This is a genomic window from Plantactinospora sp. DSM 117369 (assembly GCF_053764795.1).
The window spans coordinates 4,122,462-4,147,217 of record NZ_CM132446.1 but is presented as its reverse complement, the minus strand read 5'-3'; the positions used below and the strand labels follow the sequence as shown (position 1 = coordinate 4,147,217).

Sequence of the window (24,756 nt, the reverse complement as noted above, 5' to 3'; positions counted from 1 at the left end):
CCGGACCGGCGGTCACCCGTACCGTGGCCACGAAACCACCGGTCCACGAGTTCATCGACACCGACACTGAACCTTTCAACCTGGATCGCGCGGCGCTCACGCACCGCGTCCGACCTTGCGGTCCGCCGGACCGCAGGGGGAGGTTGAAGCCAGGGTACGGCGGTGCGTACCGCCGAGGTGGGATTGCGATCGCTCCCGATCGGCGTTGCGGGAAACGTGGTGCCAGGTGGCGCGCCGGCGACGGCGACCTCCGCAGCCGCCACAGTACTCCTGAAGCCGCCGGTCAGCGCCGTGCCGGCCGCCGTCAGTACGAGCATTGCCGTGACTGCGACGGCCGGACCAGGGATCGACGGTGCGCTGACGGCGTCGCGGGCGAGGTTGTTGTCGCCCGTGTTGCCGTGGTCGGCGCCAACTCACTACCGTTGCTGGAACTGCCACCAGTCGATGTTGAGCAGGTAGCCGCTGCCGCCGACGAACCGCAGGTACAGGTCGTGGGTGCCGGCCGCGCCGCTTACCGGGCAGGTGACGGTCGTCCAGGTCTGCCAGCCTCCGGTACCCGGCACGGTGCAGGTGCCCACGAGAGTGCCGTTGGTACCGCCCAGCCGCAGCTCGATGCGGCCGCCGCTGGTTGCCGAGGCCACTCGGGCGCTGAAGGAGCCGGCGCCGGCGCCGAAGGCCACACCCTTGACCTTGATCCAGTCCGCGTTCTCGATCCAGCCGACGTTCATGCCCCCTTCGCTGGCGGGCTCGGTTTCCACACCGGTCTCCCAGGCGATCGTCTCGGCCTCCTGCCGAACGTAGGGGTTCAGCGTCCCGACCTGCGGAGCTCCCGTCGCGGTCATGTTGATCGTCGGGATCGTGCCGTCGGAGTTGTAGTGGAACCTCTCCACCGCCACGGATCGCGTGAAGCCGCCGCCGCCCGGCAGAGCACCGTTGTGGTAGAAGAAGTACGAGCCGCCGTTGAAGTCGATGACGCCGGCGTGGTTGGTGAAACTCCCACCCTGCCGGGGCATGACCGTCCCACGGTAGGTCCACGGCCCGGTCGGCCCAGGGGCCGTCGAGTAACCGATGAACTCCGAGCAGCACTCCGCCGCGAAGACGTTGTAGTACAGCCCGTTCCGCTTGTAGACCCAGGGCGCCTCCTCGTAGAGGGTCGGGCGACTCGCGTTCCCGCTACGGGCGCCGAATCCCGCCGCCGTCAGCGGGATCTGCGTCGCGCCGCCCGAGAACGAGATCATGTCGGCGTTCAACCGCACGTACCACAGATTGGGGTTGCCCCAGTACAGGTACGCCTGCCCGTTGTCATCGATGAAAGCGGCCGGGTCGATCTCCCCGTTCTCCACGAGTGGACGACCGAGCGCGTCTCGGAACGGCCCGGTGGGGCTCTCCGACACACCGACCCCGATGGCCATCCGGCCGGTCGCCCGGTTCTTGACCGGCACGTACCAGTAGAACTTGCCGTTGCGGTAGATGGTGTGCCCAGCCCACGCGTCGGCGCTGGCCCAACTGAAGGTGGCCAGACTCATCGGAGAGCCGTGGTCGGTCCAGTTCACCATGTCCGCCGACGACCAGACCCGCCACTCGCGCATGGTGAAGTAGGTCGAGCCGTCCTCGTCGTGACCGGTGTAGAGGTACACCCGGCCGTTGTGTACCAGTGGCGCCGGATCGGCCGTGTAGATGGTCTGCACGATGGGGTTGTCCGCCCGGGCCACCCCAGGCAACACCGCGAGGCACAGCAGCGCGGACATCAAGGCCGCGCCGCGCCTGACCGCGACACGGCCGGAAATTGCGGATTTCATGGTTACCTCCTCGGGAACCACGCTCGCCTCAAGCGCGGTCGATTCGTCGCAGGTGGTGGTCGCCGGCTGGGCCGGCGCGGAGCTTGCCCTCTCCGCGCCGGCCCTCCAAGGTCACGGCGGCAGCGGACATGTCGGCGTTGATGCCGCTGCCGGCCGTGCCTGGAGTCCGCGCTCCGGCCCTGCCCGGTGCAGACCGGCAACAGGCGGAGTTGCCGTACGAGGCTGCGAGGCGTGCCTGGCTCTGCCCTGTCCTGGCAGTCCGCCTATCCGGCACGTACCAGTTGCCACTGCTGGTTGTTGCCGCCCCAGTCGGTGTACTGCACGACGTTCCCGCCGTCGTTGACATCCGCGTTCTGCACCTCCAGGGCCTTGCCGCTGTTGCGGTTGATCAGGCGGAGGTAGCCGCCGGCCGAGTCGGCGAGCCGGAACTGCTGGTTCGCTCCGTTGTGATCAGCCCACTGCACGACCGCGGCACCGTCCGCCATGGACGCGTTGGTGACGTCGAGCACCTTGCCCGAGTGCCGGGACTTCAGCCGGTAGTAGCCTCCACCGGAGTCCACGAACTGCCACTGCTGCCACGCACCGTCGTTGCGCGCCCACTGGGTGATCCGCGCCCCGTCGTTCGTGGCCTGGTTGTAGACGTCCACCGCCTTGCCGCTGTTGCGGTTCACCAGCACGTACCAGGCCGTCGTGTCGACCTGCCCCGGGTTGGGGACGCTGCCGCTGTTGAGGGCGGCGAGGACCGTGTCGTAGGCAGGCTTCTTGTTGCCGTTGCCGTCGAAGAGCAGCGGGTTCTGCCCGGTGCGCCAGGAGTCGGTGTCGCGGATACCCCAGACGGTGATGCCGGTGCAGCGGGCCACGGCGAGGCAGGCTCGGGTGACGGTGCCGTAGACGGCGGCCTGGTTGGAGCCGGAGATGTCCAGCTCGGTGATCTGCACGTCGACGCCGAGGTCGGCGAAGCGTTGCAGGTTGGCCTGGTAGTCACCGGGCACCGAGTTGCTCAGGTGCGACTGGAAGCCGACGCAGTCGATCGGAACGCCACGGGCCTTGAAGTCGCGCACCATGTTGTAGATGCCGGTGGACTTCGCGTTGATCCCGTCGGTGTTGTAGTCGTTGTAGCAGAGTTTGGCGCCCGGGTCGGCGGCGTCCGCGGCGCGGAAGGCCGCCTCGATCCAGTCGTTCCCGGTGCGCTGCAGGTTCGAGTCCCGCCGTCCGCCACTGCCGCCGTCGGCGAACGCCTCGTTCACCACGTCCCAGGAGTGGATCTTCCCCCGGAAGTAGGTGGCGACCTGGGTGACGTGGTTCATCGCGGCGTTGCGCAGCGCGCTGCCGGACATGCCCTCTGCCCACCCCGGCTGCTGTGCGTGCCACAACAAGGTGTGACCCCGCACGGACATGCCCCGCGACCGGGCGTGGTTGACGATCCGGTCCGCGTTCGTGTAGCTGAACCGGCCCTGTTGCGGCTCGGTCGCGTCCCACTTCATCTCGTTCTCGGCGGTGACGCTGTTGAACTCGCGGTTCAGGATGGTCATGTACGTGTTGTCGCCCATCCTGCCGGCCGCGACGGCCGCGCCGAAGTAGCGGCCCTTCTCTGCCGCCGAGGCACCCAAGGTGGTGCCGGCACTGGCGGGACCGGCGATCTGCAGTGCCATGCCGGCCCCGAACAACCCGGTCGCCAGCAGCGACAGGACCGCTCTCGTCCACCACCGTCGCCCGGGAGGTCTGGTCGGGTATCCGAGCTCGTTCATCGGTCAGTAACCTTTCGACATCGTTACCGGGGCGGGGGTCCGTCGCCACCTGAAGGGGTTGGGCCCAGCGCGGCGGGGCCGGAGGGTGAGTTCGCCAGGTCGGTCGGGTCCGCCGCCGATGCGTTCCTCAGGCGAGACCGGCGGCGGCGCCAGGCGTAAGCCGGACCTCGCGCCGCCGGGGACGTGACCAGTGAACCTTCTTCAACCTGAACCGCGCGGCGCTCACGCACCGCGTCCGACCTTGCGGTTCGTGCGACCGCAAGGGGAGGTTGAAAAAGGTTCAATGACACGTACCCCATCGATCCTCCCTTGCGACTCGGCAGCCCGTCTGTTAGCGCTAACACTCTCTACTCTCCTAGTCCGAGGCGCCAAGACCAGGCGACAGAAGAGCGCTCACATCGATGTATGGAGATTGCCAGATTGTTTTGCATCCTTCAAGAGGTACTCGGGAGGCCTACGCGAAATCCGACGACCGCGCAGTTCACAACAGGTGTGGACTATTGACCAGCACCGTCAATAACACTTTTCCGATCGCAGAGTTCACATGGTGGAGGCGTAAAACAACAGCAGTTTCCTGTTATGAGTACCGGTGGCATATGGTCGCGGCTTGCCCCTCGTAGCGATACGCCAGGCGGCACCTACTCCGACGATAGGGCCGGGGCCGCGAGGAACCGTCCGGACGAAGCCACAGCCGTCGGCCGGGTCGACCCGGCAGCGGTACCCGGGTTCAGGTCAAGCCCCATGAAGAAGCGCGACGCCATCGTCCCGGGCAGCGGCGGAGACTGCTGCGACCCAACGGAGAAGCGAACCGCAGCGCCGGCACCTTCTACGACGGTGCCATGGTTGCCGGCTGTCCGACGAACAGGACCGGGGATGCCGTGCAGGCCAACATCACCGCCGTCAACTATCGCCGACCGGCGACCGGGGCCCGCCGCCCCCGCGGGCGGGCCCCATCCGCCGGGCAGAGCACCAGGGCCGACAGCGCCAGCGGGACGGGAAGCAGTGCGAGGCCAACGATCAGCCGCTCGAGGGGAACCGGTTGCCCACGACGCGGGCAGACCGGACAGGACCGGGTGTGCCGCGTGATGCGTTTACGCCACAGCGGGCTCGGTACGCCGTCCCACTCCTCCAGCGCGACGCTGAGCTGTGCGCACCTGGGCCGCGCTTCCAGCGCGGCGACGAGTGAGCGGCTCAGCTCCAGCCGGTTGCGCATGCGCTGGACGCGTACGCCGGCGTGAGCCACGCTTGTTGCCAGTGTTGCGGCAAGGACGGTCCTGGTCAGCAGCCCTGCGGTCTCCAGCCACCACAGCGACAGCAGCCTCCGATCGTGCCGGTCGAGCCAGGAACTGGCGCGTAGCACCTGCCCCCGCTGGCGGGAAAGCTCCACGCGGAGCAGGGCCAGTCCCTCCGCGTCGGCATCCGGCGTCTCCGTCACCTCGGCGAGGGGCCCGGTCCGTTCGGCGTCGGCCTGCCGCCGGTCCCGGTGGGTACTGACCTGGCGCGTCGCGATCGTCACCAACCACGGCCGGAAGCTTTCCGGAGAGCGCAGCGCCCGCAGCTCCCGCAGGGCGCGCAACATGATGTCCTGCACGACGTCGTCGACATCGGACAGCTCGCCCAAGGCTCGGCGCACGATGCTGTACACAAGCGGCAGGTACGCCGCGAAGAGTTCGTCGAGCGCCCGGGAATCGCCGGCCCGTGCGGCCACGACCAGGTTCGTCTCGTCAACCCCGCTGGCTGGCATACTCCCTACACCCGTTGGCGAGGTCCCGGTCAGGTCCACCCGCGAGCGACAAAATCCACTTTGTTCGTGCATCGCGAGGCTCCCTTGGGTCGGCCCGCGCCGCAGGTAGCCGCCACCGGAGGAAGCCGGTGGGTGGGACCGCGCCCCCGGCCCGGCCCCACCCACCCTCTGGTGTCAGCTACGCAGGTTCCACTGCTGGTTGGTGCCGCCGTGGCAGGCCCAGAGGTGGACCTTCGTGCCGTTCGCGGTGCCAGAGCCGCTCGCGTCGAGGCACAGCCCGGACTGCGCGCCGGTGACGGTGCCATCGGCGTTGACGTTCCACTGCTGGTTGACCTGGCCGTTGCAGTCCCAGATGATCGCCAGGGTGCCGTTGGCAGTGCCCTGGCCGTTGGCGTCCAGGCATTTGTTGCCGTACACCGTCAGCTGCTTGCCCGCGGTGTACGTCCACCGCTGGTTCGTCCCGCCGTGGCAGTCCCAAAGCTGCGCCTGGGTGCCGTTGGTCGTACTCGATCCGCCGATCTCGAGGCAGCGGCCGGACTGACCCCCGACGATCTGCACGTTCTGCTGCCCACTGCCGCTCTGCGGCCCGGCCGCCGTCATTACGGCCTGGGCGCCGGAGGGCCAGTTGCCGTTGGTCACGGTGACGTTGCCGGAGACGACGTTGCCCCGGTCGCCGTTGGTGACGTTGGTGCTGCCGTTGGTCGACCAGTTGTTGGTGACGGTGAAGTTGCCCATGTTCTCGGCGAACCAGTAGTTGGCGGTGGCCCAGGTGCCGGTGGCGGAGAAGACGTTGTTGCGGGCGGTGTAGTAGCGGGAGCCCTCGTCGAAGTAGATCCCGAAGTAGCCGTTGGTCCGCAGGCAGTAGTTGTCGCTGATCAGCCCGCCCGGGTTGGCCGACAGCGTGTAGATGCAGCCGCCGTCGTTCATCTGCTGCATGACGTCGTGCACATAGTTGCCGACGAGCCGGTTGTTGGACGCGGTGGTGGCCGTGGTGTAGCGCGGCTGGTAGTTGTACAGGCCGCGGTCGGCGTAGTGGTCGCTGCCCCCGGCGTCGTTGGAGCCCCAGCCGTACCCGATCGACATGCCGGTGTACGGCATGTTGTAGACCTCGTTGTGCGAGACGGTGGCGTTGGTGACGTAGGTGGTCAGCACCGACACGATGCCCCGGTGTTCTATGCCGAGATCGTGGAGCCGGTTGTTGCTGATGGTGATGTCCCGGTTGACCATCCGCTGGTCGCTGGGGTGGTGCGCGTCCGCGCGCACGCCGCCGACGACGATGCCGCCGGCCGAGTTGCGGGCGATCTCGGACCTGGTGATGGTGATGTTGCTGGCGCCGAGCCCGACCCCGCTAGCGTGGGCGCTGGGGTCGTTGCCGATGCCGACGGCCGTCTGCCCGAGGTTGACGAACTGGGAGTCGGTGAAGGTGATGTTGTTGGCGGCCGAGACCTGCACGGCGGCGGGCGACTGGAGCCAGTTCGGCCGGGTGGCTTCGAACTGCGGACAGCCGTTGTGGCAGGAGGTGAAGCTCGGCCAGCTCCAGTTGCCCGCGATGTAGGCGCCGGTCTGCTGGTCCACGTAGCCCTGGTTGCTGCTGGGCCCGAGCCAGCTCGTTCCGGTGAACGTGATCCCGCTGAAGGTCATGTGGTGGGCGGGTGCGTCGTAGCTGCCCCCGATGTTCAGCAGGGACTGGAGTGTCGGCAGTTCCACACTGACGTTGCTCATGTTCTGGCCGGCGAGTGGGATGTAGGACAGGGCACCGCTCGTCGGATCGAGATACCACTCCCCGGGCGCGTCCAGGAACTCGTAGGCGTTGCTCAGGTAGAGCGGACCCGCCCGGTGCGGGCTGGTGAAGGTGTCGTACCCGAAGTTGTTGTTGCTCCAACCCGGCTGCTGCATCGTGATCAGGTTTCCACCGATGCTCTGCACCGAGACGTACCGATCGGTGAACGAGTTGACGCTCTCCATCTGGATCCGGTTCTCGTTGGCCAGGTTGTTCAGATAGCCCAACGCGCTGTTGGTGAACCTCATGCCGGTGCTGTCCGCGGTGAAATCGGCCCGGTTGACCTGGGTGCGGGCCCGGGTGGCGACGGCGCCGTTGACGTAGAGCTGCCGGCTGTCGACACCGGCGCCGACATTGGCCCGCCAGATGTTCCGCCCGGCGTCGACGACGGACCAGCCGGTGACCGCCCGGGCACCGCTGATCACGGGACGGGCCGACGGGGCCGCCTGCCACGTCACCCGGTAGCCGTTCGTGCCGGAGTCGGCGGCCGTCAGCCGAAGCGGGGAGCTGAGCCGGTACACCCCGTCAGCCAGCTCGACCACGATGTCGCCGGACATCGAACCGGTGCGGGATCGGACCGCGGTCTGCGCCCCGGTCAGGGAACACGGCGCGGCGACGGTGCACGCGGTGCCGCTGCCCGATGGGGAGGCGTACAGGGTGGTGGTGGCCGCGAGCGCGGGGACGGCCGAGGTGGCCACCACGGTCGCGGTGGCCACGGTGGCCAACGCCGCCGCGGCTCCGACCAGCACCCGCCGCCGGGCAGCGGGAACTGAGGGTACGGACACGGGAGGTCTCCTTACCTGAATGGGGGTGGTGCGGTGTGGCCGATGGTCCAGATGTGACTGTTCGACGCTGCGCGGGTGTCGGCGCTGAGCACGAGTCGCCACCGGCAGCAGGCGCGGCCGGGCGGCCGGGCCGGGAACGGACCGCCGCGCCGCGGAGGCGACACCAGTGAACTCGACTGCTAGAAGTTCATCATACGAATGATGTCTTTTGCAAGAATCGATCGGACCACCCGGAGCGGCCGTCCCCGGGTGGCGTCCGCCGGACCAACGGTCCACGGCACGGCGTCGGCGAGCGCGAGAGCCGGCGGGTCAGCGGAGGATCCGCCGGAGATAGGTCAGGCCGTCCTGGGCGAGCCGATCCTGTGACGGGGCGAGCGGACGCCAGATCGACGCGGCGGTGGCGATGGTCTCGTTCTCAGCCGTGAACGACTCGATACAGACCGCCCCCCGGTAACCGGTGGCGTCCAACGCGGCGAAGAAGCGGGGCCAGTCGAGATGGTCCGCACCGGGAGCGCCCCGGTCGGTGCCACTGACCTGGACATGCTTGATGTACGGGCCGGCCAGGACGACGGCCGCGTACGGGTCGGCCTCCTCGATGTTCATGTGGTACGTGTCGATCATGATCCCGACGTTCGGCGGCAAGCCGTCGAGCAGCTCCAGCGTCTGCTCGACGGTGTTGGCGACGCTCGTCTCGTAGCGGTTGAGCGCCTCCACACCGATGGAGACGCCCCGCTCCCCGGCGTGCTCAGCGACCGGCGCCAACGCCCGACGGAAGTCCGCGTAACAGGCCGCCCGGGCCGTCGGGCTCATCCGCCAGGTCCGGCCCACCGCGGCGTAGACCGGTCCTCCGACGCACGGTGCACCCACGACGGCCGCGCTGTCCACACAGCCCTTCAGGTACGCCACCGTCGCATCGACGACGGCCGGGGCGGCGTCCACGAGGTCACGCCCGGGTGGGGTGACCGCGCAGACGCCGGCCACAGCCAGGTCGTGCTTTGCCAGCAGGTCCCGGGTGCGGACCGGATCCCAGTCGCCGGGTTGCTCGATCGGCAGCTCGACCGCGTCGAAGCCAAACGCGGCGATCCGTGGAATCAGCTCGGCCAGCGCCTCGTCGTCGACCGGCGAGGCCCACACCCAGGGATTGACACCGATGGCGTGCAACGGAGCCTACTTCCAGCGCTGCGGATAACCGGGCAGGTCGGTGCAGCCACACATGGCGTAGTGCAGCGGCGGCATGTCCGGGTCGAGATAGCGGTCCAGGTTCTCCCGGGTGACTGTCGGCTGGGGCAGTTTCCACGGGCTGGACACCTGTTGGCCGTCGAGGATCCGCAGCGCGGCGATGACGGGCGTACGCCACTGGTAGGTCGGGTAGGTCGGTGCGATCGCGGTGAGGTTCTTGTCCTTCCAGATCTTCAGGAAGTCGAGCTGGTCCTCGCCGTTGATCGGCGGCACCGGCTTGCCCGCGTCCTGGAATGCCTCGACCGCCGCCACCGCGACCGCACCGGCATCCATCCAGACGCCGTCGATCGTGCCGTGCCGCTGGAGGTAGTCGTCGACGATCTTCTTGGTCTTGGCCGGGTCACCGTCGGTGAACTCGACGCCGACGACGTCGACCTTCGCCTTGTCGAAGGCGACCTTCGCGGCGGACCAGCGGGTCTCCAGCACGTCGACCCCGGGCAGGATCCGCAGGGCGAGCAGCTTGCCGCCGGGCTTCATCTGCTGGCTGACGAACTCGGCGCCGACGTGGCCGAACCCGTACCCGCCGACGGGGTTGATGAACGTCACCGGGCACTTCGTGTTGACGCCACGGTCGAAGACGACGACCGGCAGGCCGGCACGGCAGGCCGCCTCGACGGCCGGGGTGAGCGTGGCGGTGGTGTTCGGCGAGACGATGAGCGCGTCGCAGCCCTTGCCGAGCAGGTCGTTGATGTCCGCGATCTGCTTCTGGTCCTTGCCCTCGGCGTCGACGTGGACGAACTCCTTGATCCGGCCCCGCTGCGCCTCGACCTCGGCCTGCATGGTCTTGAACCCGACCTGTCGCCACGGGTTGTTCAGTGCGGCATTGGAGAAGCAGATCTTGTACGGGCCGGGCTTCTTGAACTTTGCGGTGTCCACCATCGTCGGGTTGAGCGCCTGCTCCCACGGCTTGTCGGCCGGGCCGGTCGGGGTGGCGGCGAGCAGTGCAAGTTCGTTGTCGTAGTCGGCCTGCACGAAGAACTTCGACTGCTCCCCCGTGCCCGACCCGGTGGCGCCGGTGGAGGTGCCCGACGGGGTCGCGGCTGGCTCGTCGGTGGCGCAGCCGACGAGCGAGAGCAGGGTGACCGCTACCACGGCCGCCAAATGACGTTTCACTGGAAATCCCCTATCTGGACGAGAAACGCAAAGCCGAGACCGCCACGGCGCACAGGATGATCGCGCCCTGGACGGTCGATCTGAGGGCGCCGGAGACGCCGTAGAAGTTCATGAGGGCGAAGAGCAGTTCGAGGGTCAACGCGCCGAGCATCGCGCCGACCACCGAACCGCGACCGCCACCCAGCGCTACGCCGCCGAGGACGACCGCGGTGATCGCCCCGAACTCCAGGCCGGCGCCGGCCTGGAACGAGACGCCGCTGTAGCCGCCGAGGAGGATCGCCGCGACCGCCGCCGCGAGTCCGCTGAGGACGAAGGCAGCGGTCCGGGTACGCCAGACCCGCACCCCGCTCAGCTCGGCCGTGCGCGGGTTGTCGCCGACGGCGACCAGGGTGCGGCCGAAGTCGGAACGCATCAGCAGCACGGCCAGCACCGCGAGGACCAGCAGGACGACCAGGGCGTACGGCAGACGGCCGAGCACCGGTACGTCCTCGAACGCGCGCCGGCCGAACCGGCGGAACTCCTCGGAGAGCCCGCCCTTCGGAGCGCCGTCGGACCAGAGGTACACCGCGCCGACGAGGATCAGGAACATGCCGAGGGTGGTGATGAACGAGGGCACCCGCAGCCGCGTCGTGACCAGACCGTTGACCAGCCCGACGAACGCGCCACCGCCGAGCAGCACCAGTACCACCGGCCAGGTTCGGGACGGGTCGCTGTCGATGAGCCGGGCGGCGACGACGACCTGGGCGGTGACCAGGGAGCCGACGGAGAGGTCGAACTCGCCGGAGACGATCACGAAGTACTGGCCGGCGGCGAGCAGGATGATCGGCGCCGAGCGGCCGAGGAACGACATCAGCGACGGCGGGGCCAGGAAGTCGGGCTGCCGGACGGCGACGAGCACCAGCAGCACCGCGAGGATCGTGAGGATCGGCAGGACGCCACCGGCGCGGGACCGCAGGATCCGCAGCGGGAGCGGGGGGCGTTGGACGGTCTGCATGGCTAGGAGTCCGCCTTCCGCAGGGCCCGGCGGGCGTAGACGGCGACCGCGGCGATGATGACGGCACCGCGGATCACCTGCTTGAAGAAGGCGTCCACCTCGAGCTGGTTGAAGATGGCGTCGATGCTGGCGAGCAGCAGCACCCCGCCGACGGTGCCGATGACACCGCCGCGTCCGCCGGCCAGAGCGGTGCCGCCGATCACCACCGCGGCGATCGACTCCAGGTCGTAGAGACCCTCGGTGCCGACCCGGGGCGCACCCGAGCCGAGCCGGCTGGCGAGGTAGATCCCGGCGAGCCCGGCGCAGAGCGCGCAGAGCACGTGGGCGGTGACGAGGATCCGGTCGTTGCGGACGCCGGAGAGCCGGGCGACCTCCGGGTCACCGCCGACCGCGACCAGGTGGTGGCCGAACCGGGTCCGCGAGAGCGCAAACCAGGCCGCCCCGGTGACGGCGACCAGCAGCAGGAAGGAGAGCGGTACCGGACCGACGCGCTGGTATCCGAGGGACTGCACGAGGGCGGGGGCGGTGGTGCCGGCAGGGCCGTCGTAACCGTTGTCGAGGTACCCCTTGAGCAGCAGCCCGACGCCGAGGGTCGCGATGAACGGGTTGATCCGTAGTTTGGTGACGAGCAGCCCGTTGAGCAGCCCGATGCCGGCGCTGACGGTGAGCGCCAGGCCGACCCCCGGCAGCAGCGCGCCGCTGCGGCCATCCATCGTCTCGGCCGCGACCAGGGTACTGAGGCTGATCACGTACGCCACGGACAGGTCGAGCGAGCCGCCGAGGATGACCAGGGTCTGGCCCACGGCGACGAGCCCGAGCCCGGCGGCGACGTGCAGCAGGCTCACCGTCGTCGACTGGTTGAACAGCTGGCCGCCGTCGATCATCACGACCAGCCAGCCGATCGCGAGGACGAGGGTCAGTGCCACGAACACACCCGGTACGGGCCGCCGGGCCGGCAGGAGCGGAAGGCCACTCACTGGGCCGCCTCTGTTCGCGACTGCGGGGCTCGCAAACCCGGCTCACTCCTCACGCTCACTGGACCGCCTCTGTTCGCGACTGCGGGGCTCGCAAACCCGGCTCACTCCTCACGCTCACGCGGCCGCCTCCCGCACGGTCCCGACCGCCAGGGCGAGGACGTCCTCCTCGGTCGCGCCGGCGGGCAACTCGCCCGCGACGCGGCCGTCGCGCAGCACCACGATCCGGTCACTCATTCCCAGCAGCTCCGGCAGGTCGGACGAGATCATCAGAACCGCCGCCCCGTCGCGGGCGAGGCGGCGGACGAGATCGTGGATGGCCGCCTTCGCCCCGACGTCGATGCCCCGGGTCGGCTCGTCGAAGAGCAGGATCCGCGGGTTGAGCGCGAGCCACCGGGCCAGCACGACCTTCTGCTGGTTGCCGCCGGAGAGGAAGCGGATCTCCTGGTCGTCGTCGACGGCCCGGACCTCCACCGCGGCGAGCAGCTCGCGGACCCGCACGGTCCGGGCGGCGCGGCCGGCCCGGGCCGCGAAGACCGCCCGGCTGGCCAGTAGTGCGTTGTCGAGTACGGACTGCCGGGCGACGATGCCCTCGCCCTTGCGGTCCTCGGTGACGTAGGCGATGCCGGCCCGCATCGCGGCGCGCGGCGAGCGCAGTCGGACCGGTGTGCCGTCGAGCGTGACCTCGCCGGTCGTGAACGGGGCCACCCCGAAGAGCGCACGGGCCAGCGCCGACCGCCCGGCACCCTGGAGGCCGCCGACGCCGAGCACCTCACCCGCGCGCAGTTCCAGGTCCACGCCGCGCAGCTTGCCGTTTCCGCCGGCCCGGACGGTGAGCCGGACCGGACCCCGGTCCTCGGGACCGGCCCGGTCCGGGTAGTAGCTGGACAGTTCCCGGCCGACCATGTGCCGCACCAGCTCGTCGGCGGTGGTGTCCGCGGTCCGCACGGTGGTCACCCGGCGGCCGTCCTTCAGGACCGTGATCCGACCGGACAGGTCGAAGACCTCGGCGAGCCGGTGCGAGACGTACAGCAGGCCGATGCCCCGCTCCTGGAGCCGGCGTACCAGCCCGTACAGCAGCTCGACCTCGTGGTCGGCCAGCGCCGCGGTGGGCTCGTCCATGATGAGCAGCCGCGCGTCGAGAGCGAGCGCCTTGGCGATCTCGACGACCTGTTGCTGCGCGACGCCGAGACGTCCCACCCGGGCGTCGGGCGGCAGCGCGGTCTCCCCGATCGAGGTGAGCAGCTGCCCGGTGCGGCGCAGCATCTCCCGGCGGTCTACGAGCCCGCGGCGTACCGGCTCATGGCCCAGGTACACGTTCTCCGCGACGGTGCGCTCCGGCAGCAGGTTGAACTCCTGGTGGATGATGCCGATGCCGGCCCGCTGCGCGTCGCGCGGACCACGGAACGCGCGTGGCTCACCGGCGAACTCGATGCTGCCCTCGTCCGGGACGTAGCCGCCCGAGACGATCTTCATGAGGGTGGACTTCCCGGCGCCGTTCTCGCCGACGACGGCGTGCACCTCGCCCGGCAGGACGTCGAGGTCGACACCGTCGAGGACGCGTACCCCGAGGAAGGACTTACCGATGCCGCGCAGGGCGAGCAGCGGCGCCGGTCGTGGATCTGACATCGGAAAAGGCCCTTACAGATAGTAGTCAACGACGTATTCGTTCACCGCGCGCCGAGTCGTTTGCTCGGGCGAAGACGAACTTTCGGGCGCGGCGTGGGGGGCTTACGTTCGTGCGTTGCAAACATTCGCTTGACACGAGCGAAACATCACACGTATGAAGATAGATGTTTGGATGCGGCTCCGCAATCCTCGACCTGAGGCGACTGCCGGGCCCGCCACTCGATCGGCAGCGGCGCCGGACCGAGGGGCCAGACACGGCCGCCCCCACCTCGGGACGACGTGAGATGCACGTGCAGACATCGATGATCGTTGATGTAGAGCCCGCATCCCGACACCTTGCAGACACGGGACGAGGACACTCCCTACGTCACGTTGTGTGATGTCCTGCGGGGCTGACTGCCGTTGCGGCGGACGGCACGACGACCGACCAGCACACCCGTGCCCCTACGCGTGGCCAGGCACAACCTGACGCGCCGCCGGGCCCGTGGCCGCAACACCCTCGCCCGCCCGAACTAGGAGACGGCATGCGTCGCAACACATTGATCATAGGAGTGCTCGCCGGCCTGTTACTGTCGCTCGCGCTCGTTCCCCCGGCGTCGGCGGCTCCCGCCTTCCGCGCCCTGCTGTTCACCAAGACCACCGGCTACCGGCACGACTCGATCCCCGCCGGGATCTCGATGTTCCAGCAGCAGGCGGCGGCGAACAACTTCGAACTGGTGCACAGCGAGGACTCGAACGTCTTCACCCCGGCCAATCTCGCGACCTTCGACGTCCTCATCATGTTCCAGACCTCGGGCATGGTGTGGACCTCGGCGGCCCAGCGCCAGGCGGTGGAGGGGTTCCTCGCCGGCGGCAAGGGCATCGTCGCCGTGCACAACGCCACGGACATGGGCATCGAGGGCGAGTACCCGTGGTGGGACCAGACCGTGAACGCCGGTGCCCACATGCCGGAGCACTCCCCCGGCGTGTTACCCGGCACCGCCATCGTCGCCGACAAGAAACACCCCTCGACGGCCAGCCTCCCGGACCGCTGGAACCGCAGCGAGGAGTGGTACAACTTCGACAAGAACCCGCGCGGCGACGTCCATGTCCTGGTGACCGCCGACGAACGCACGTACAACCCCGGCTCCCGGGCGATGGGTCCGGACCATCCGATCTCCTGGTGCCGCAACGTCAGCGGCGGCCGGGTCTGGGCCACCGCGATGGGGCACGCCGCCGAGTCCTACAGCGAGACCAATTTCCGCAACCACGTCCTCGGCGGCGTCAAGTGGGCCGCCGGCAACGAGCCCGGCGACTGCGGCGGCACCGTCTGGGGCAACTTCGAGAAGCGTGCCCTCGACGACAACACCGTCGACCCGATGGCGCTGGCGGTGGCACCCGACGGACGGGTGCTCTACGTCCAGCGGGGCGGGCAACTGAAGATCTTCAAGCCGTCCACCAACACCACCGTCACCGCCGGCACGCTCAGCGTCTACACCGGCGGCGAGGACGGCCTCACCGGAATGGCGCTCGACCCGAACTTCGCCAGCAACGGTTACGTGTACCTGTACCACTCGCCGGCGAGCAGCACGACCGACGTCAACCGGGTCTCCCGCTACACGCTCACCGGCGACACGCTGAACCTCTCCAGCGAGGTCCGGATCATCGACATCCCCGCGTACCGCGACCGTACGTTCCCGGAGCCCGGGCACACCGGCGGATACCTCGAGTTCGGCCCGGACGGGAACCTCTACATCGGCACCGGCGACGACACGCCGCCGAACCTCGACCCCAACTGGCAGGGCTACGCTCCGCTGGACTGGCGGTCCGGCAAGGCCAACCTCGACGCCGCCCGGACCGCCGGCAACACCAACGACCTGCGAGGCAAGCTCCTGCGGATCCGGCCCTCGGCCAGCGGCGGCTACACCGTCCCGGCGGGCAATCTCTATCCACAGGGAACGGCGCAGACCCGGCCGGAGATCTACGCGATGGGCTTCCGCAACCCGTTCCGCTTCTCGATCGACCCGGCCAACGGCTGGGTCTACCTGGCCGACTACGGGCCCGACCGGAATCCCCCCACCACCAACCGCGGCCCGGAAGGGCTCGTCGAACTCAACGTGATCAAGTCCGCTGGCAACTACGGCTGGCCGTTCTGCCACGGCGACAACCAGCCCTACGCCCCGTACAACCCGGACACCGGCGTCGTCGGCGCGAAGTTCAACTGCTCCGCGCCGGTGAACAACTCGCCCAACAACACCGGTCTGACCAGCCTCAAGCCGATCGTCGCCCCGAACATGTGGTACGGCTACGGCACTTCACCGACGTTCCCGGAGCTCGGCTCCGGCGGCTCGGGCCCGATGGGTGGACCGGTCTACCGCTACGACGCGGCGAACCCGTCCGCGACGAAGTTCCCGCCCTACTACGACGGCGTGCACTTCTTCTACGAGTGGACCCGTAACTACATCAAGGAAGTCCACTTCGACTCCGCGACGGCCGTCACCCGAACCAACCCGTTCCTGCCCGCCGGCAACTTCATCAAGCCGATGGACATGGAGTTCGGCCCGGACGGCTCGCTCTACCTGCTGGAGTGGGGCTCCAACTTCGGGGGCGGCAACAACGACTCCGGGCTCTACCGCATCGACTACATCCAGGGCGGGCGGTCACCGGTCGTCAAGGCCACCGGCACGCCCACCAGTGGAAACGCGCCGCTGACCGTGCAGTTCAGCAGCGCCGGCACGACCGACCCCGACCCGGGCAACACCCTCAGCTACCAGTGGACCTTCGGCGACGGCGCCACCTCCACGGCGGCCAACCCGTCACACACTTACACCACCAACGGCAACTACACCGCACAGCTGAAGGTCACCGACAACACCGGCAAGACCGCCTTCGCCAACGTGCAGATCACCGTCGGCAACTCCGCACCGGTGGTCACCATCACCGTCCCGACCAACGGTGGCATGCTCAACTTCGGCGACCGCGTCTCGTACACGGTCACCGTCTCGGATCCGGACGGCGGGACCATCGACTGCACCAAGGTGTTCGTCAAACCGGCCCTCGGCCACGACGACCACGAGCACGAGACCACCGACTACCCGGGCTGCTCGGGCACCATCGCCACCGAACTGCTGGGCGGCCATCCCGACGGCGCAAACCTGTACTACGTCCTCAACGCCCGGTACACCGACAACGGCGGAACCGGTGGCGCGGCGCCGCTCACCGGCTACGCCAAGGTTCTCCTGCAGCCCAAGCACAAGCAGGCCGAGTACTACACCAGCCAGTCCGGCACCCGGGTCGTCGACCAGGCCGGCGCGGAGAGCGCCAAGCGGGTCGGCGACATCTCCAACAACGACTGGGTGGCGTTCAACCCGATGAGCCTGTCGGGCATCACGAACGTCAGCTACCGGCTGTCGTCGCCGTCCGGCGGCGGCTCCATCGAGCTGCGCGCAGGCTCGCCGACCGGCACGCTGCTGGCCACCACCCCGGTGCCCAGCACCGGCGGCTGGGACAACTACCAGTCCACGCCGGCGGTGAACGTGGCCGCCCTCGCCGGAACCCATACGCTCTACCTGGTGTTCAAGGGCAGCACGAACAACTGGTTCGACCTCGACTCGTTCACCTTCGGCGGCACCGGCGTCGGCGTACCCAGCACCGACGGCGTAGCGGGCCGGACCTGGACGCTCACCGCGCAGCACAGCGGCAAGCTGATGGACGTCAGCGGCGTCTCCACCGCCGACGGTGCCCAGATCCACCAGTGGGCGGCCACCGGCGGCAACAACCAGAAGTGGCAGGCCGTCGACGCCGGTGGTGGTGCGGTCTACCTGAAGGCGGTGCACAGCGGCAAGTGCGTCGAGGTGACCGGCGGCTCCACCGCGCCGGGAGCCTTCCTCCAGCAGGCCACCTGCAACAACGGCAACCAGCAGAAGTTCACCGCCACGCCCACCGGAACCTCCGGGGTGTACACGGTGAAGAGCGTGCCCAGCGGGCACTGCGTGGACGTCAACGGCGGCGCCACCAGCGACGGAGCCCGGCTGTTGCAGTGGAACTGCCTCGGCAGCACCAACCAGCAGTGGCGGTTCACCCCGGCGTGACGGGACCGCGGCTGCCGCGGTGAGCAGTGACGGTCCGGTCGGGACCGGCATCCGACAACACGGAGCCGGTCCCGACCGGGACCTCGGCGTCGACCGGGACGGGCCGGGCCGCCCTACCCGGGTTGCGGCGCGGCGAGCAGGCCGGCTGCCGCCAACGCGTCCCAGAGTTCGTCCGGCACGGTGGCCGCCGACCGTCGCGCGGCCTCGGTCACCTGAGGTCCGTTGCGCACACCGACCACCGTCGAGACCACGGCCGGATGCCGGCGGACGAAGGCGAGCGCCGCCTGCGGCAGGGTGACGCCGTACGTCTCGCAGACCTCGGCGATCCGCCGGGCCCGCCCGACCACCTCCGGCGGGGCCTGCCGGTAGTCATAGCGCGCGTCGACCGGTGGCCGGTCCCGGGACAGCAGCCCTGAGTTGTAGACGCCCGCGATCACCACGCCCACCCCACCGTTCGCGGCGGCGGGCAGCAGGTCATCGGCCGCGCCCTGCTCCAGCAGCGTGTACCGCCCTGCGCACATCACCACGTCGATGTCGGTCTCCCGCACGAACCGGGCCAACATCGCCGACTGGTTCATTCCGGCCCCGATGGCGCGTACGACGCCCTGATCGCGCAGCTCGACCAGGGCGGGTACGGCCTCGGTCGCGGCCTGCTCCCAGTGCTCGTCGGGGTCATGGAGGTAGACGACGTCGATCCGGCCCAGGCCGGTACGGTCCAGGCTCGCCTCGATTGACCGGCGGACACCGTCACGACTGAAGTCCCACACCCGTCGGTGGCTCGCGGCGACGTCGAACCCCTCGGGGTCACGCCGGTGCGCGTCCTCCGGCGTGGGTACGAGTAGGCGGCCCACCTTCGTCGACACCACGTACTCGTCGCGCGGTCTGTGCCGCAGCGCGGCACCGAGCCGTCGCTCGGACAGCCCGAGTCCGTAGTGCGGCGCGGTGTCGTAGTACCGGACTCCCGCGTCCCACGCGGTGTCGACCGCTGTGGCGAACTCCTCGTCCGTGGTCGCCCGGTACAGGTTGCCGCCCTGGGAAGCGCCGAAACCCAATTCGGTCAGCCGTACCCCCGGGCGGCGCGGCAGTGCGAGCGTCCTCACGACGCCCCCAGCCGGTAGACCCGCCGCGCCGTCTGCTCCCAGATCAGCGCCCGGTCGGCTGCGCCGAGGTCGCCCAGCAACTCCGCCAGGACCTCGACCCACCGCCGGTACGAGGTGGCGAGCAGGCACACCGGCCAGTCCGAGCCGAACATCAGCCGGTCCGGCCCGAACGCGTCGAGAGCGCCGTCCACGGCCGGTCGAAGATCCTCCGGCGTCCAAGGCGACCGTCGTACCTCGGTCACCAGGCCGGAGAGCTTCGCCGTCGTGTTCGGCGCGGCGGCCAGCGTCCGCAGGTCCCGGGCCCAGTCCGCCAGTTCCGGCCCGCCAAGTGTGGGCTTGCCCAGGTGGTCGAGGACGAACCGCACCTCGGGCAGGTCGTGCGCCAGACGCGCGGCCATGGGTAGCTGGTGCCGGCGGACCAGCAGATCGAACGCCAGGCCGGCGGCGGCCACCGCCGCGATCCCCCGGCGCACGTCCGGACGGTCCAGGTACGCCGGGTCGGTTTCCCCCTGGACGAGGTGGCGGATGCCGACGAGCCGGTCCCCGCCCCGTCCCGCCCGCAGCCGGTCGATGCGGTCGGCGGCGTCGTCCGCGGTCAGGTCCACCCAACCGACGACCCCCCGGACGAGTGTGCTGTCGGCCGCGAGATCCAGCAGGTCCTCCGTCTCCGCCTCCGACGCGATGGACTGCACCACGACCGTCCCGGTGACCCCGGCGCTCTCGGCCAGCGGGGCGAGGTCGACAGGTTCGAAGTCGGCGTCGATGGCCGCCATGGCCACCGGGTCGATCCACGGCTGCGGATGCCGGGCCCGGACCCAGAGGTGGTGGTGCGCGTCGATGATGCCGGGGTGTCCCGGCACCTGACCGCCCGTCATCGGCCCAGCCAGCCGCCGTCGACGGGCAACACGATCCCGTTGACGTAGTCCGACGCCGCCGACGCCAGGAACACGGTGGCGCCGCCGAGGTCGTCGGCGCGACCCCAGCGGCCCGCCGGAATCCGGGCGAGAATGGCCCGGTCACGGTCGGGGTCGTCGCGGAGCGCCCGGGTGTTGTCGGTGGCGATGTAACCGGGTGCGATGGCGTTGACGTTCACCCCACGGGGCGCCCACTCGTTCGCCAGCGCCTTGGTCAGCCCGGCCACGCCCGACTTCGACGCGGCGTAGCCGGGAACGGTGATGCCACCCTGGAAACTCAGCAGCGACGCGGTGAAGATGACCTTCCCTCGACCGCGCTCGACCATCGTCCGGCCGATCTCCCGGCTCAGCACGAACTGGCTCGTCAGGTTCACCTCGATGACGTGGTCCCACATCTCGTCCGGGTGATCCGCGGCCGGGGTACGGGCGATCGTGCCGCCGTTGTTCACCAGGATGTCGATCGGCCCGAGCGCGGTGAGGTCCCGGGCCAACCGGTGCACCGCCGCCCGGTCGGCGAGATCGGCCCGCAGTGCGGTGAACCGGCGGCCGGCCGCCCGTACCCGGCGTCCCACCTCGCTGCCGTCCGGTTCCAGTTGGGCGGAGACGCCGACGACGTCGGCGCCGGCCAGGGCCAGCGCCTCGGCCATGGCCAGGCCGATGCCGCGCCGGGCGCCGGTCACGACGGCAGTCCGGCCGGACAGGTCGAACAAGGTGGTCACCGGTTGTCCTCCCGCCAGTCAAGCAGCACCTTCAGCACGCCGCCGCCCTCCAGGGCCGTGAACGCGGCGTTCACGGCTTCGACGCGCTCGACCCGGGAGATGAGCCGTTCCGCCGGAATCGCGCCGGACGCGACCAACCGGATCGCCTCCGCCATGTCGCCCCGTTGGTACAGGCGGGCGCCGAGCAGCTCCAGCTCGCGCCAGAAGAACCGGTGCAGGTTGACCTCCCGGGGCCGGGGGTGGATCGCCACCATCACCAGCCGGCCGCGGGTGGTCAGCACGTCCACCGCCGTAGCGACGCCGGCCGCGGAGCCGGAGACCTCGAAGGCGATGTCGGCGCCCGCGCCGTCGGTGCGGTCGTTTACCAGCGCCACGACGTCGGTCGTCCCCGGGTCGACGGCCTCGATCCCCATCCCGCCCGCGGCGGCACGCCGGAACGGATCCGGCTCGACGAGCAGCACCCGCGCGCCGCAGCCCCGCGCAACGGTGGCGATCAGTACCCCGACCGGCCCGCCGCCGATCACGACCACCTGGTCGTCGGCGGTCACGTTTCCCCGCCGGACGTCATGCACCGCGACCGCGACCGGTTCGACGAGCGCCGCGTGGTCGAGCGGCAGTTCCTCGGGCAGCGGCAGGACCAGGTCCGCCGGGACGTTCCAGGACGACTGCATGGCGCCCGGCGAGTCGATGCCGAGGAAGTTCATGGCGTGGCAGATATGGGAATTGCCGCGCCGGCAGGCGGCGCACTCCCCGCACGATCGGGTCGGCATCACGGTGACGGCCTGGCCGACGGACCAGCCGGTGGTCTCCGCTCCGACGGCCGCGATCCGCCCGGACATCTCGTGTCCGATGATCGCCGAGGCGCCGATCCGGGCATCCATGTCCCCGTGGTAGATGTGCAGGTCGGTACCGCAGATCCCGGTGTAGGCCACCGCGATCCGCACCTGACCACGACCCGGCGGTTCCGGGTCGCGTTCCTCGATCCCGAGCTGGCGGGCTCCCCGGTAGACCACTGCCTTCATCGATCCTCCGTCTCGGCGGCCGGTACGTCGGTCGTCCCGACCGGGCATTGCTCGTGGATGCGCCGCCGTGGCGGTGCACCCAGGACCTCCCCTTGCTGGCTCAGCTCACGCTGACGTTGGTGATGGGTGGTACGGGCGATTGAGCACGCGGATGTCCTTCGGTACGCGGACCCGGTGCTGGTCAGTGGCGTGCGGTGGGCGACACGTCGTTGTGGCGGTGCAGCGGCGCGCCGGCGAACTCCGGTGCGGGGGCGATGCCGTCGACCCCGGCCAGCAGTCGCCGTCCGGCCCGCTCCGGCCGGACGTGCGGGCCCTCGGACATCGGCGCCTCCGGGCGCCGGGTGGTGGCTCGGATCCGGTCCTCGTCGACCCGGACGCCCAGGCCGGGCGAGTCACCGAGCACGAAGGCACCGTCCTCGACGTGCAGGTCGATGGAGACGCCGACCGGTGGCGTTAGGTCCTGCAACTCGCTGGTCAGGTGGTTCGGCACCGAGGTCGCGGCGTGCAGCAGCCCGACCGGGCTGTTACCGATCGGGCTGACCGGCAGGTCGTGGGCGTGTGCCAGGGCGGACGCCCGCAGGAAATGGGTGACCCCCCAGACGGCAGCCATCTGCACGATGTCGACCGCACCGGCGGCGATCAGCGGGCGGTACTGCTCGAGCCCGGTGAGGTTCTCCCCGGTGGCGACCGACGCACGGATGCCCCGGCCGACCGCGGCGTGGCCCTCGGCGTCCCAGCGCCGGACCGGCTCCTCGATCCAGATGAGGTCGAGGGTGCGTTCGAGCTCGCAGACGTGCCGGACGGCCTGCTTGCGGGTCCAGGCCTCGTTCACGTCGAGCATCAGACCCGGCCGCAGGCCGTGCCCGGCCTCGGTCAGCACCTCCCCCACCAGGCAGAGGCGGTGCCGGTCGCGCTCGATGTCGAGGCCGCCCTTGACCTTGGCGGCCCGCAGGCCGTACCGGGCGTAGACCTCGTAGGTCGAGACGAGTTCGTCGTCGGTCAGCCCGATGTCCAGGCCGGATGCGTAGGCGGGGATCCGCCGGTCACGTCCGCCCAACAGCCGCCACAGTGGCTCGCCGGCCGCCTGTGCCTTGATGTCCCACAGGGCGGTGTCGAGCGCGCCGATGGTGCCGAACACCGGGCCCGCGTGGCCCGCCTTGAAGGTGTGCCGCAGCATGCGGTCGTAGAGGGTCGTCACGGCGCGCGGGTCTTCGCCGTCGATGGCCGCGAAGATCCGCTCGATCTCCACGTGCGGCCCGAGGCCGACCCCCGAGATGCCCTCGTCGGTCTCGACGATGACGATCGACACCGGGACCACCCCGTCGGCGAAGACGCCGTTGGCGTCGCCGACGGGCCGCCCCCATTCCTGAACAGTGGTGAGTGTCCGATATCCGGTGATCCGCATGTCAGCCCTTCGTGGAGCCGGCGGCGACGCCGTCGGCGATCTGGCGCTGGAGGAACAGGTAGACCACCAGGACGGGAACAGCGGCGATCAGGACCCCGGAGGCGAAGGTGGGGATGTCGTCGGAGTACTGCCCCCGCAACGAGGTCACGCCGACCATGAGGGTCCGGTGGTCGGCCGAGGGCATCATCACCAGCGACATGAGGACGTCGTTCCAGCAGAACAGGGCGTCGAGGATGCCGACCGACAGCAGCGCCGGGGTGCCCAGGGGCAGCATGATCCGCCGGTACACGCCGTACACGCTGTTGCCGTCGATCCTGGCCGCGTCGACGATCTCCGGCGGGATGCTCTTGTAGTAGCTCGTCATCAGGAAGACGGTGAAGGGCAGGAACTGGGCCACGTAGACGAGGACCAGCCCGGGGTACGTGTCGATGAGGCCACCGTCCGCCATGATCCGGGCGAGCGGCACCATGATCACCTGGAACGGCACGAAGAGTCCCGCGAGGCAGCCCAGGAACAGCGCCGTCGAACCGCGGAACCGCAACTGGCTCAGGGCGAAGCCGGCCATCGAGCCGAACAGCAGCAGCAGGAGCACCGACGACGTCACCACGATCAGGGAGTTGACGAAGTACCGGCCCATGCCGACGCTGTTCCAGGCCGTGCTGATGTTCTCCCAGCGCAGCGCGTCGGTCAGGGAGAACCGGTCGAGGATGTAGTCACGCCGGGTCTTCATCGCGACGTTGGCGGTGAACAGCAGGGGGTAGACCGTCGCCAGCGCGAGCAGTGCCATCGGGATGGCGACCAGCCACCGGCCCAGACGGATGCGGGACATCAGGCCTCCCTCGCCGCCCGCTTGAGCAGCTTGATCTGCAGCAGCCCCACGACGATCATGATCACGAAGAGGACCGTCGACGCGGCCGACGCGAGGGCCGGCCGGTTCATCTGTCCCTGCTGGATCCAGATGTAGTACTCCGGCAGGTATGTCGACCCCTCCGGGCCACCGCTGGTCATGACGTAGAGCAGGCCGAACATGGAGGTCAGCATCCCGATCATCGTGGTCACGAAGACGAACTGGATGGTGCGGGACAGGCCCGGGACGATCACGTGCCAGATGACCTTGGGTAGCGACGCCCCGTCCACCCGGGCCGCGTCCAGGAGCGCGGAGTCCAGGGTGGCGAAGCCGGCGAGGAACACCACCAGGCCCATCCCGAAGGTCGCCCAGACATGCACGCCGACCACCATGAACATCGCGACGTCCGGGTTGCCGAGCCAGTCCACGGGACCGACGCCGACCGACCCGAGAACGGCGTTGACCGGGCCGTCGAAGGCGAGCAGGAGGTTGAAGATCGCGCCGACGATGACCGGGGAGAGCACTGCGGGAAAGAAGTAGACACCGCGGTAGAGCCGGTGACCGGGTACCCGGAGGTAGATGAACGTCGCGAGCAGCCCGGGGATCGCCACCGCCACCGGAAGCAGCAGCACCAGCAGTCCCACGTTGCCCAGCGCGGTCCGGAACAGCGGATCCCGGAGCAGTTCCAGGTAGTTGTCGAGACCGACCGCCACCCCGTTCCGCTCACCGTCGCCGGTGAAGGAGAAGTTGACCCCGAGCAGCAGCGGGTAGAGCCGCAGCACCACGATGATCAGGACGGCCGGGGCCACCAGGACGTACGGAGCCAAGCGTTCGGACCGCAAGCCACCGGCACGCCGGGTACGAGCGCTGCCGC

Annotated in this window: 17 protein-coding genes; 1 reads left to right on the top strand and 16 read right to left on the bottom strand. The window is 69.6% G+C overall.

Annotation, left to right across the window (positions count from 1 at the left end; translation table 11 throughout):
• Positions 1 to 416 precede the first annotated feature (416 nt).
• The 9 genes from ACSMXO_RS17965 to ACSMXO_RS17925 all read right to left on the bottom strand — a co-directional run bounded on the left by ACSMXO_RS17965 (position 417) and on the right by ACSMXO_RS17925 (position 13,805).
• Complete coding sequence (locus ACSMXO_RS17965) at positions 417 to 1,799, bottom strand: glycoside hydrolase family 43 protein (protein WP_346260295.1); 1,383 nt, start codon at positions 1,797 to 1,799, stop codon at positions 417 to 419.
• A gap of 263 nt (positions 1,800 to 2,062) precedes the next feature.
• Positions 2,063 to 3,547, bottom strand: a complete 1,485-nt coding sequence (locus ACSMXO_RS17960) for an endo-1,4-beta-xylanase (protein WP_455418641.1) — start codon at positions 3,545 to 3,547, stop codon at positions 2,063 to 2,065.
• A gap of 904 nt (positions 3,548 to 4,451) precedes the next feature.
• Entirely contained in the window at positions 4,452 to 5,291 is an 840-nt protein-coding gene (locus tag ACSMXO_RS17955) for an RNA polymerase sigma factor (protein WP_455418640.1), read from the bottom strand.
• A gap of 174 nt (positions 5,292 to 5,465) precedes the next feature.
• Positions 5,466 to 7,856: a ricin-type beta-trefoil lectin domain protein gene (locus ACSMXO_RS17950; protein ID WP_455418639.1), complete on the bottom strand. Its 2,391-nt coding sequence runs from the start codon at positions 7,854 to 7,856 to the stop codon at positions 5,466 to 5,468.
• Between the two features lie 309 nt (positions 7,857 to 8,165).
• Positions 8,166 to 9,017 (bottom strand): sugar phosphate isomerase/epimerase family protein, encoded by an 852-nt coding sequence (locus tag ACSMXO_RS17945; protein WP_455418638.1) that lies wholly within the window; start codon positions 9,015 to 9,017, stop codon positions 8,166 to 8,168.
• A gap of 6 nt (positions 9,018 to 9,023) precedes the next feature.
• Positions 9,024 to 10,208: an ABC transporter substrate-binding protein gene (locus ACSMXO_RS17940; RefSeq protein ID WP_346260291.1), complete on the bottom strand. Its 1,185-nt coding sequence runs from the start codon at positions 10,206 to 10,208 to the stop codon at positions 9,024 to 9,026.
• 10 nt (positions 10,209 to 10,218) lie between these two features.
• Entirely contained in the window at positions 10,219 to 11,202 is a 984-nt protein-coding gene (locus tag ACSMXO_RS17935) for an ABC transporter permease (RefSeq protein ID WP_455418637.1), read from the bottom strand.
• A gap of 2 nt (positions 11,203 to 11,204) precedes the next feature.
• Entirely contained in the window at positions 11,205 to 12,128 is a 924-nt protein-coding gene (locus ACSMXO_RS17930; protein ID WP_346260289.1) for an ABC transporter permease, read from the bottom strand.
• Between the two features lie 165 nt (positions 12,129 to 12,293).
• Entirely contained in the window at positions 12,294 to 13,805 is a 1,512-nt protein-coding gene (locus tag ACSMXO_RS17925) for a sugar ABC transporter ATP-binding protein (RefSeq protein WP_455418636.1), read from the bottom strand.
• Between the two features lie 524 nt (positions 13,806 to 14,329).
• Between ACSMXO_RS17925 and ACSMXO_RS17920 the strand changes: the two genes are divergently transcribed.
• The gene (locus ACSMXO_RS17920; protein ID WP_455418635.1) at positions 14,330 to 17,875 is read left to right on the top strand and encodes a ThuA domain-containing protein; all 3,546 of its coding nucleotides are present in this window, start codon (positions 14,330 to 14,332) and stop codon (positions 17,873 to 17,875) included.
• Positions 17,876 to 17,988: 113 nt separating this feature from the next.
• Here the strand turns inward: ACSMXO_RS17920 and ACSMXO_RS17915 are convergent, their stop codons facing one another.
• The 7 genes from ACSMXO_RS17915 to ACSMXO_RS17885 all read right to left on the bottom strand — a co-directional run bounded on the left by ACSMXO_RS17915 (position 17,989) and on the right by ACSMXO_RS17885 (position 24,709).
• Positions 17,989 to 18,975, bottom strand: a complete 987-nt coding sequence (locus ACSMXO_RS17915; protein WP_455418634.1) for an aldo/keto reductase — start codon at positions 18,973 to 18,975, stop codon at positions 17,989 to 17,991.
• The gene (locus tag ACSMXO_RS17910; protein ID WP_455418633.1) at positions 18,972 to 19,850 is read right to left on the bottom strand and encodes an amidohydrolase family protein; all 879 of its coding nucleotides are present in this window, start codon (positions 19,848 to 19,850) and stop codon (positions 18,972 to 18,974) included. The genes ACSMXO_RS17915 and ACSMXO_RS17910 overlap by 4 nt, the downstream gene beginning before the upstream one ends.
• On the bottom strand, positions 19,847 to 20,608 hold the full coding sequence (locus ACSMXO_RS17905; protein ID WP_455418632.1) for an SDR family NAD(P)-dependent oxidoreductase: 762 nt from the start codon (positions 20,606 to 20,608) through the stop codon (positions 19,847 to 19,849). The genes ACSMXO_RS17910 and ACSMXO_RS17905 overlap by 4 nt, the downstream gene beginning before the upstream one ends.
• The gene (locus tag ACSMXO_RS17900) at positions 20,605 to 21,630 is read right to left on the bottom strand and encodes a zinc-dependent alcohol dehydrogenase (RefSeq protein WP_455418631.1); all 1,026 of its coding nucleotides are present in this window, start codon (positions 21,628 to 21,630) and stop codon (positions 20,605 to 20,607) included. The genes ACSMXO_RS17905 and ACSMXO_RS17900 overlap by 4 nt, the downstream gene beginning before the upstream one ends.
• 181 nt (positions 21,631 to 21,811) lie before the next feature.
• Positions 21,812 to 23,035, bottom strand: a complete 1,224-nt coding sequence (locus ACSMXO_RS17895; RefSeq protein WP_455418630.1) for a mandelate racemase/muconate lactonizing enzyme family protein — start codon at positions 23,033 to 23,035, stop codon at positions 21,812 to 21,814.
• A 1-nt stretch (position 23,036) separates the two neighbouring features.
• Positions 23,037 to 23,864, bottom strand: a complete 828-nt coding sequence (locus tag ACSMXO_RS17890; RefSeq protein WP_455418629.1) for a carbohydrate ABC transporter permease — start codon at positions 23,862 to 23,864, stop codon at positions 23,037 to 23,039.
• A complete protein-coding gene (locus tag ACSMXO_RS17885; protein ID WP_455418628.1) occupies positions 23,864 to 24,709 on the bottom strand; it encodes a carbohydrate ABC transporter permease in 846 nt (281 codons plus the stop codon). Before ACSMXO_RS17885 ends, ACSMXO_RS17890 begins: the two co-directional genes overlap by 1 nt.
• Positions 24,710 to 24,756 lie beyond the last annotated feature (47 nt).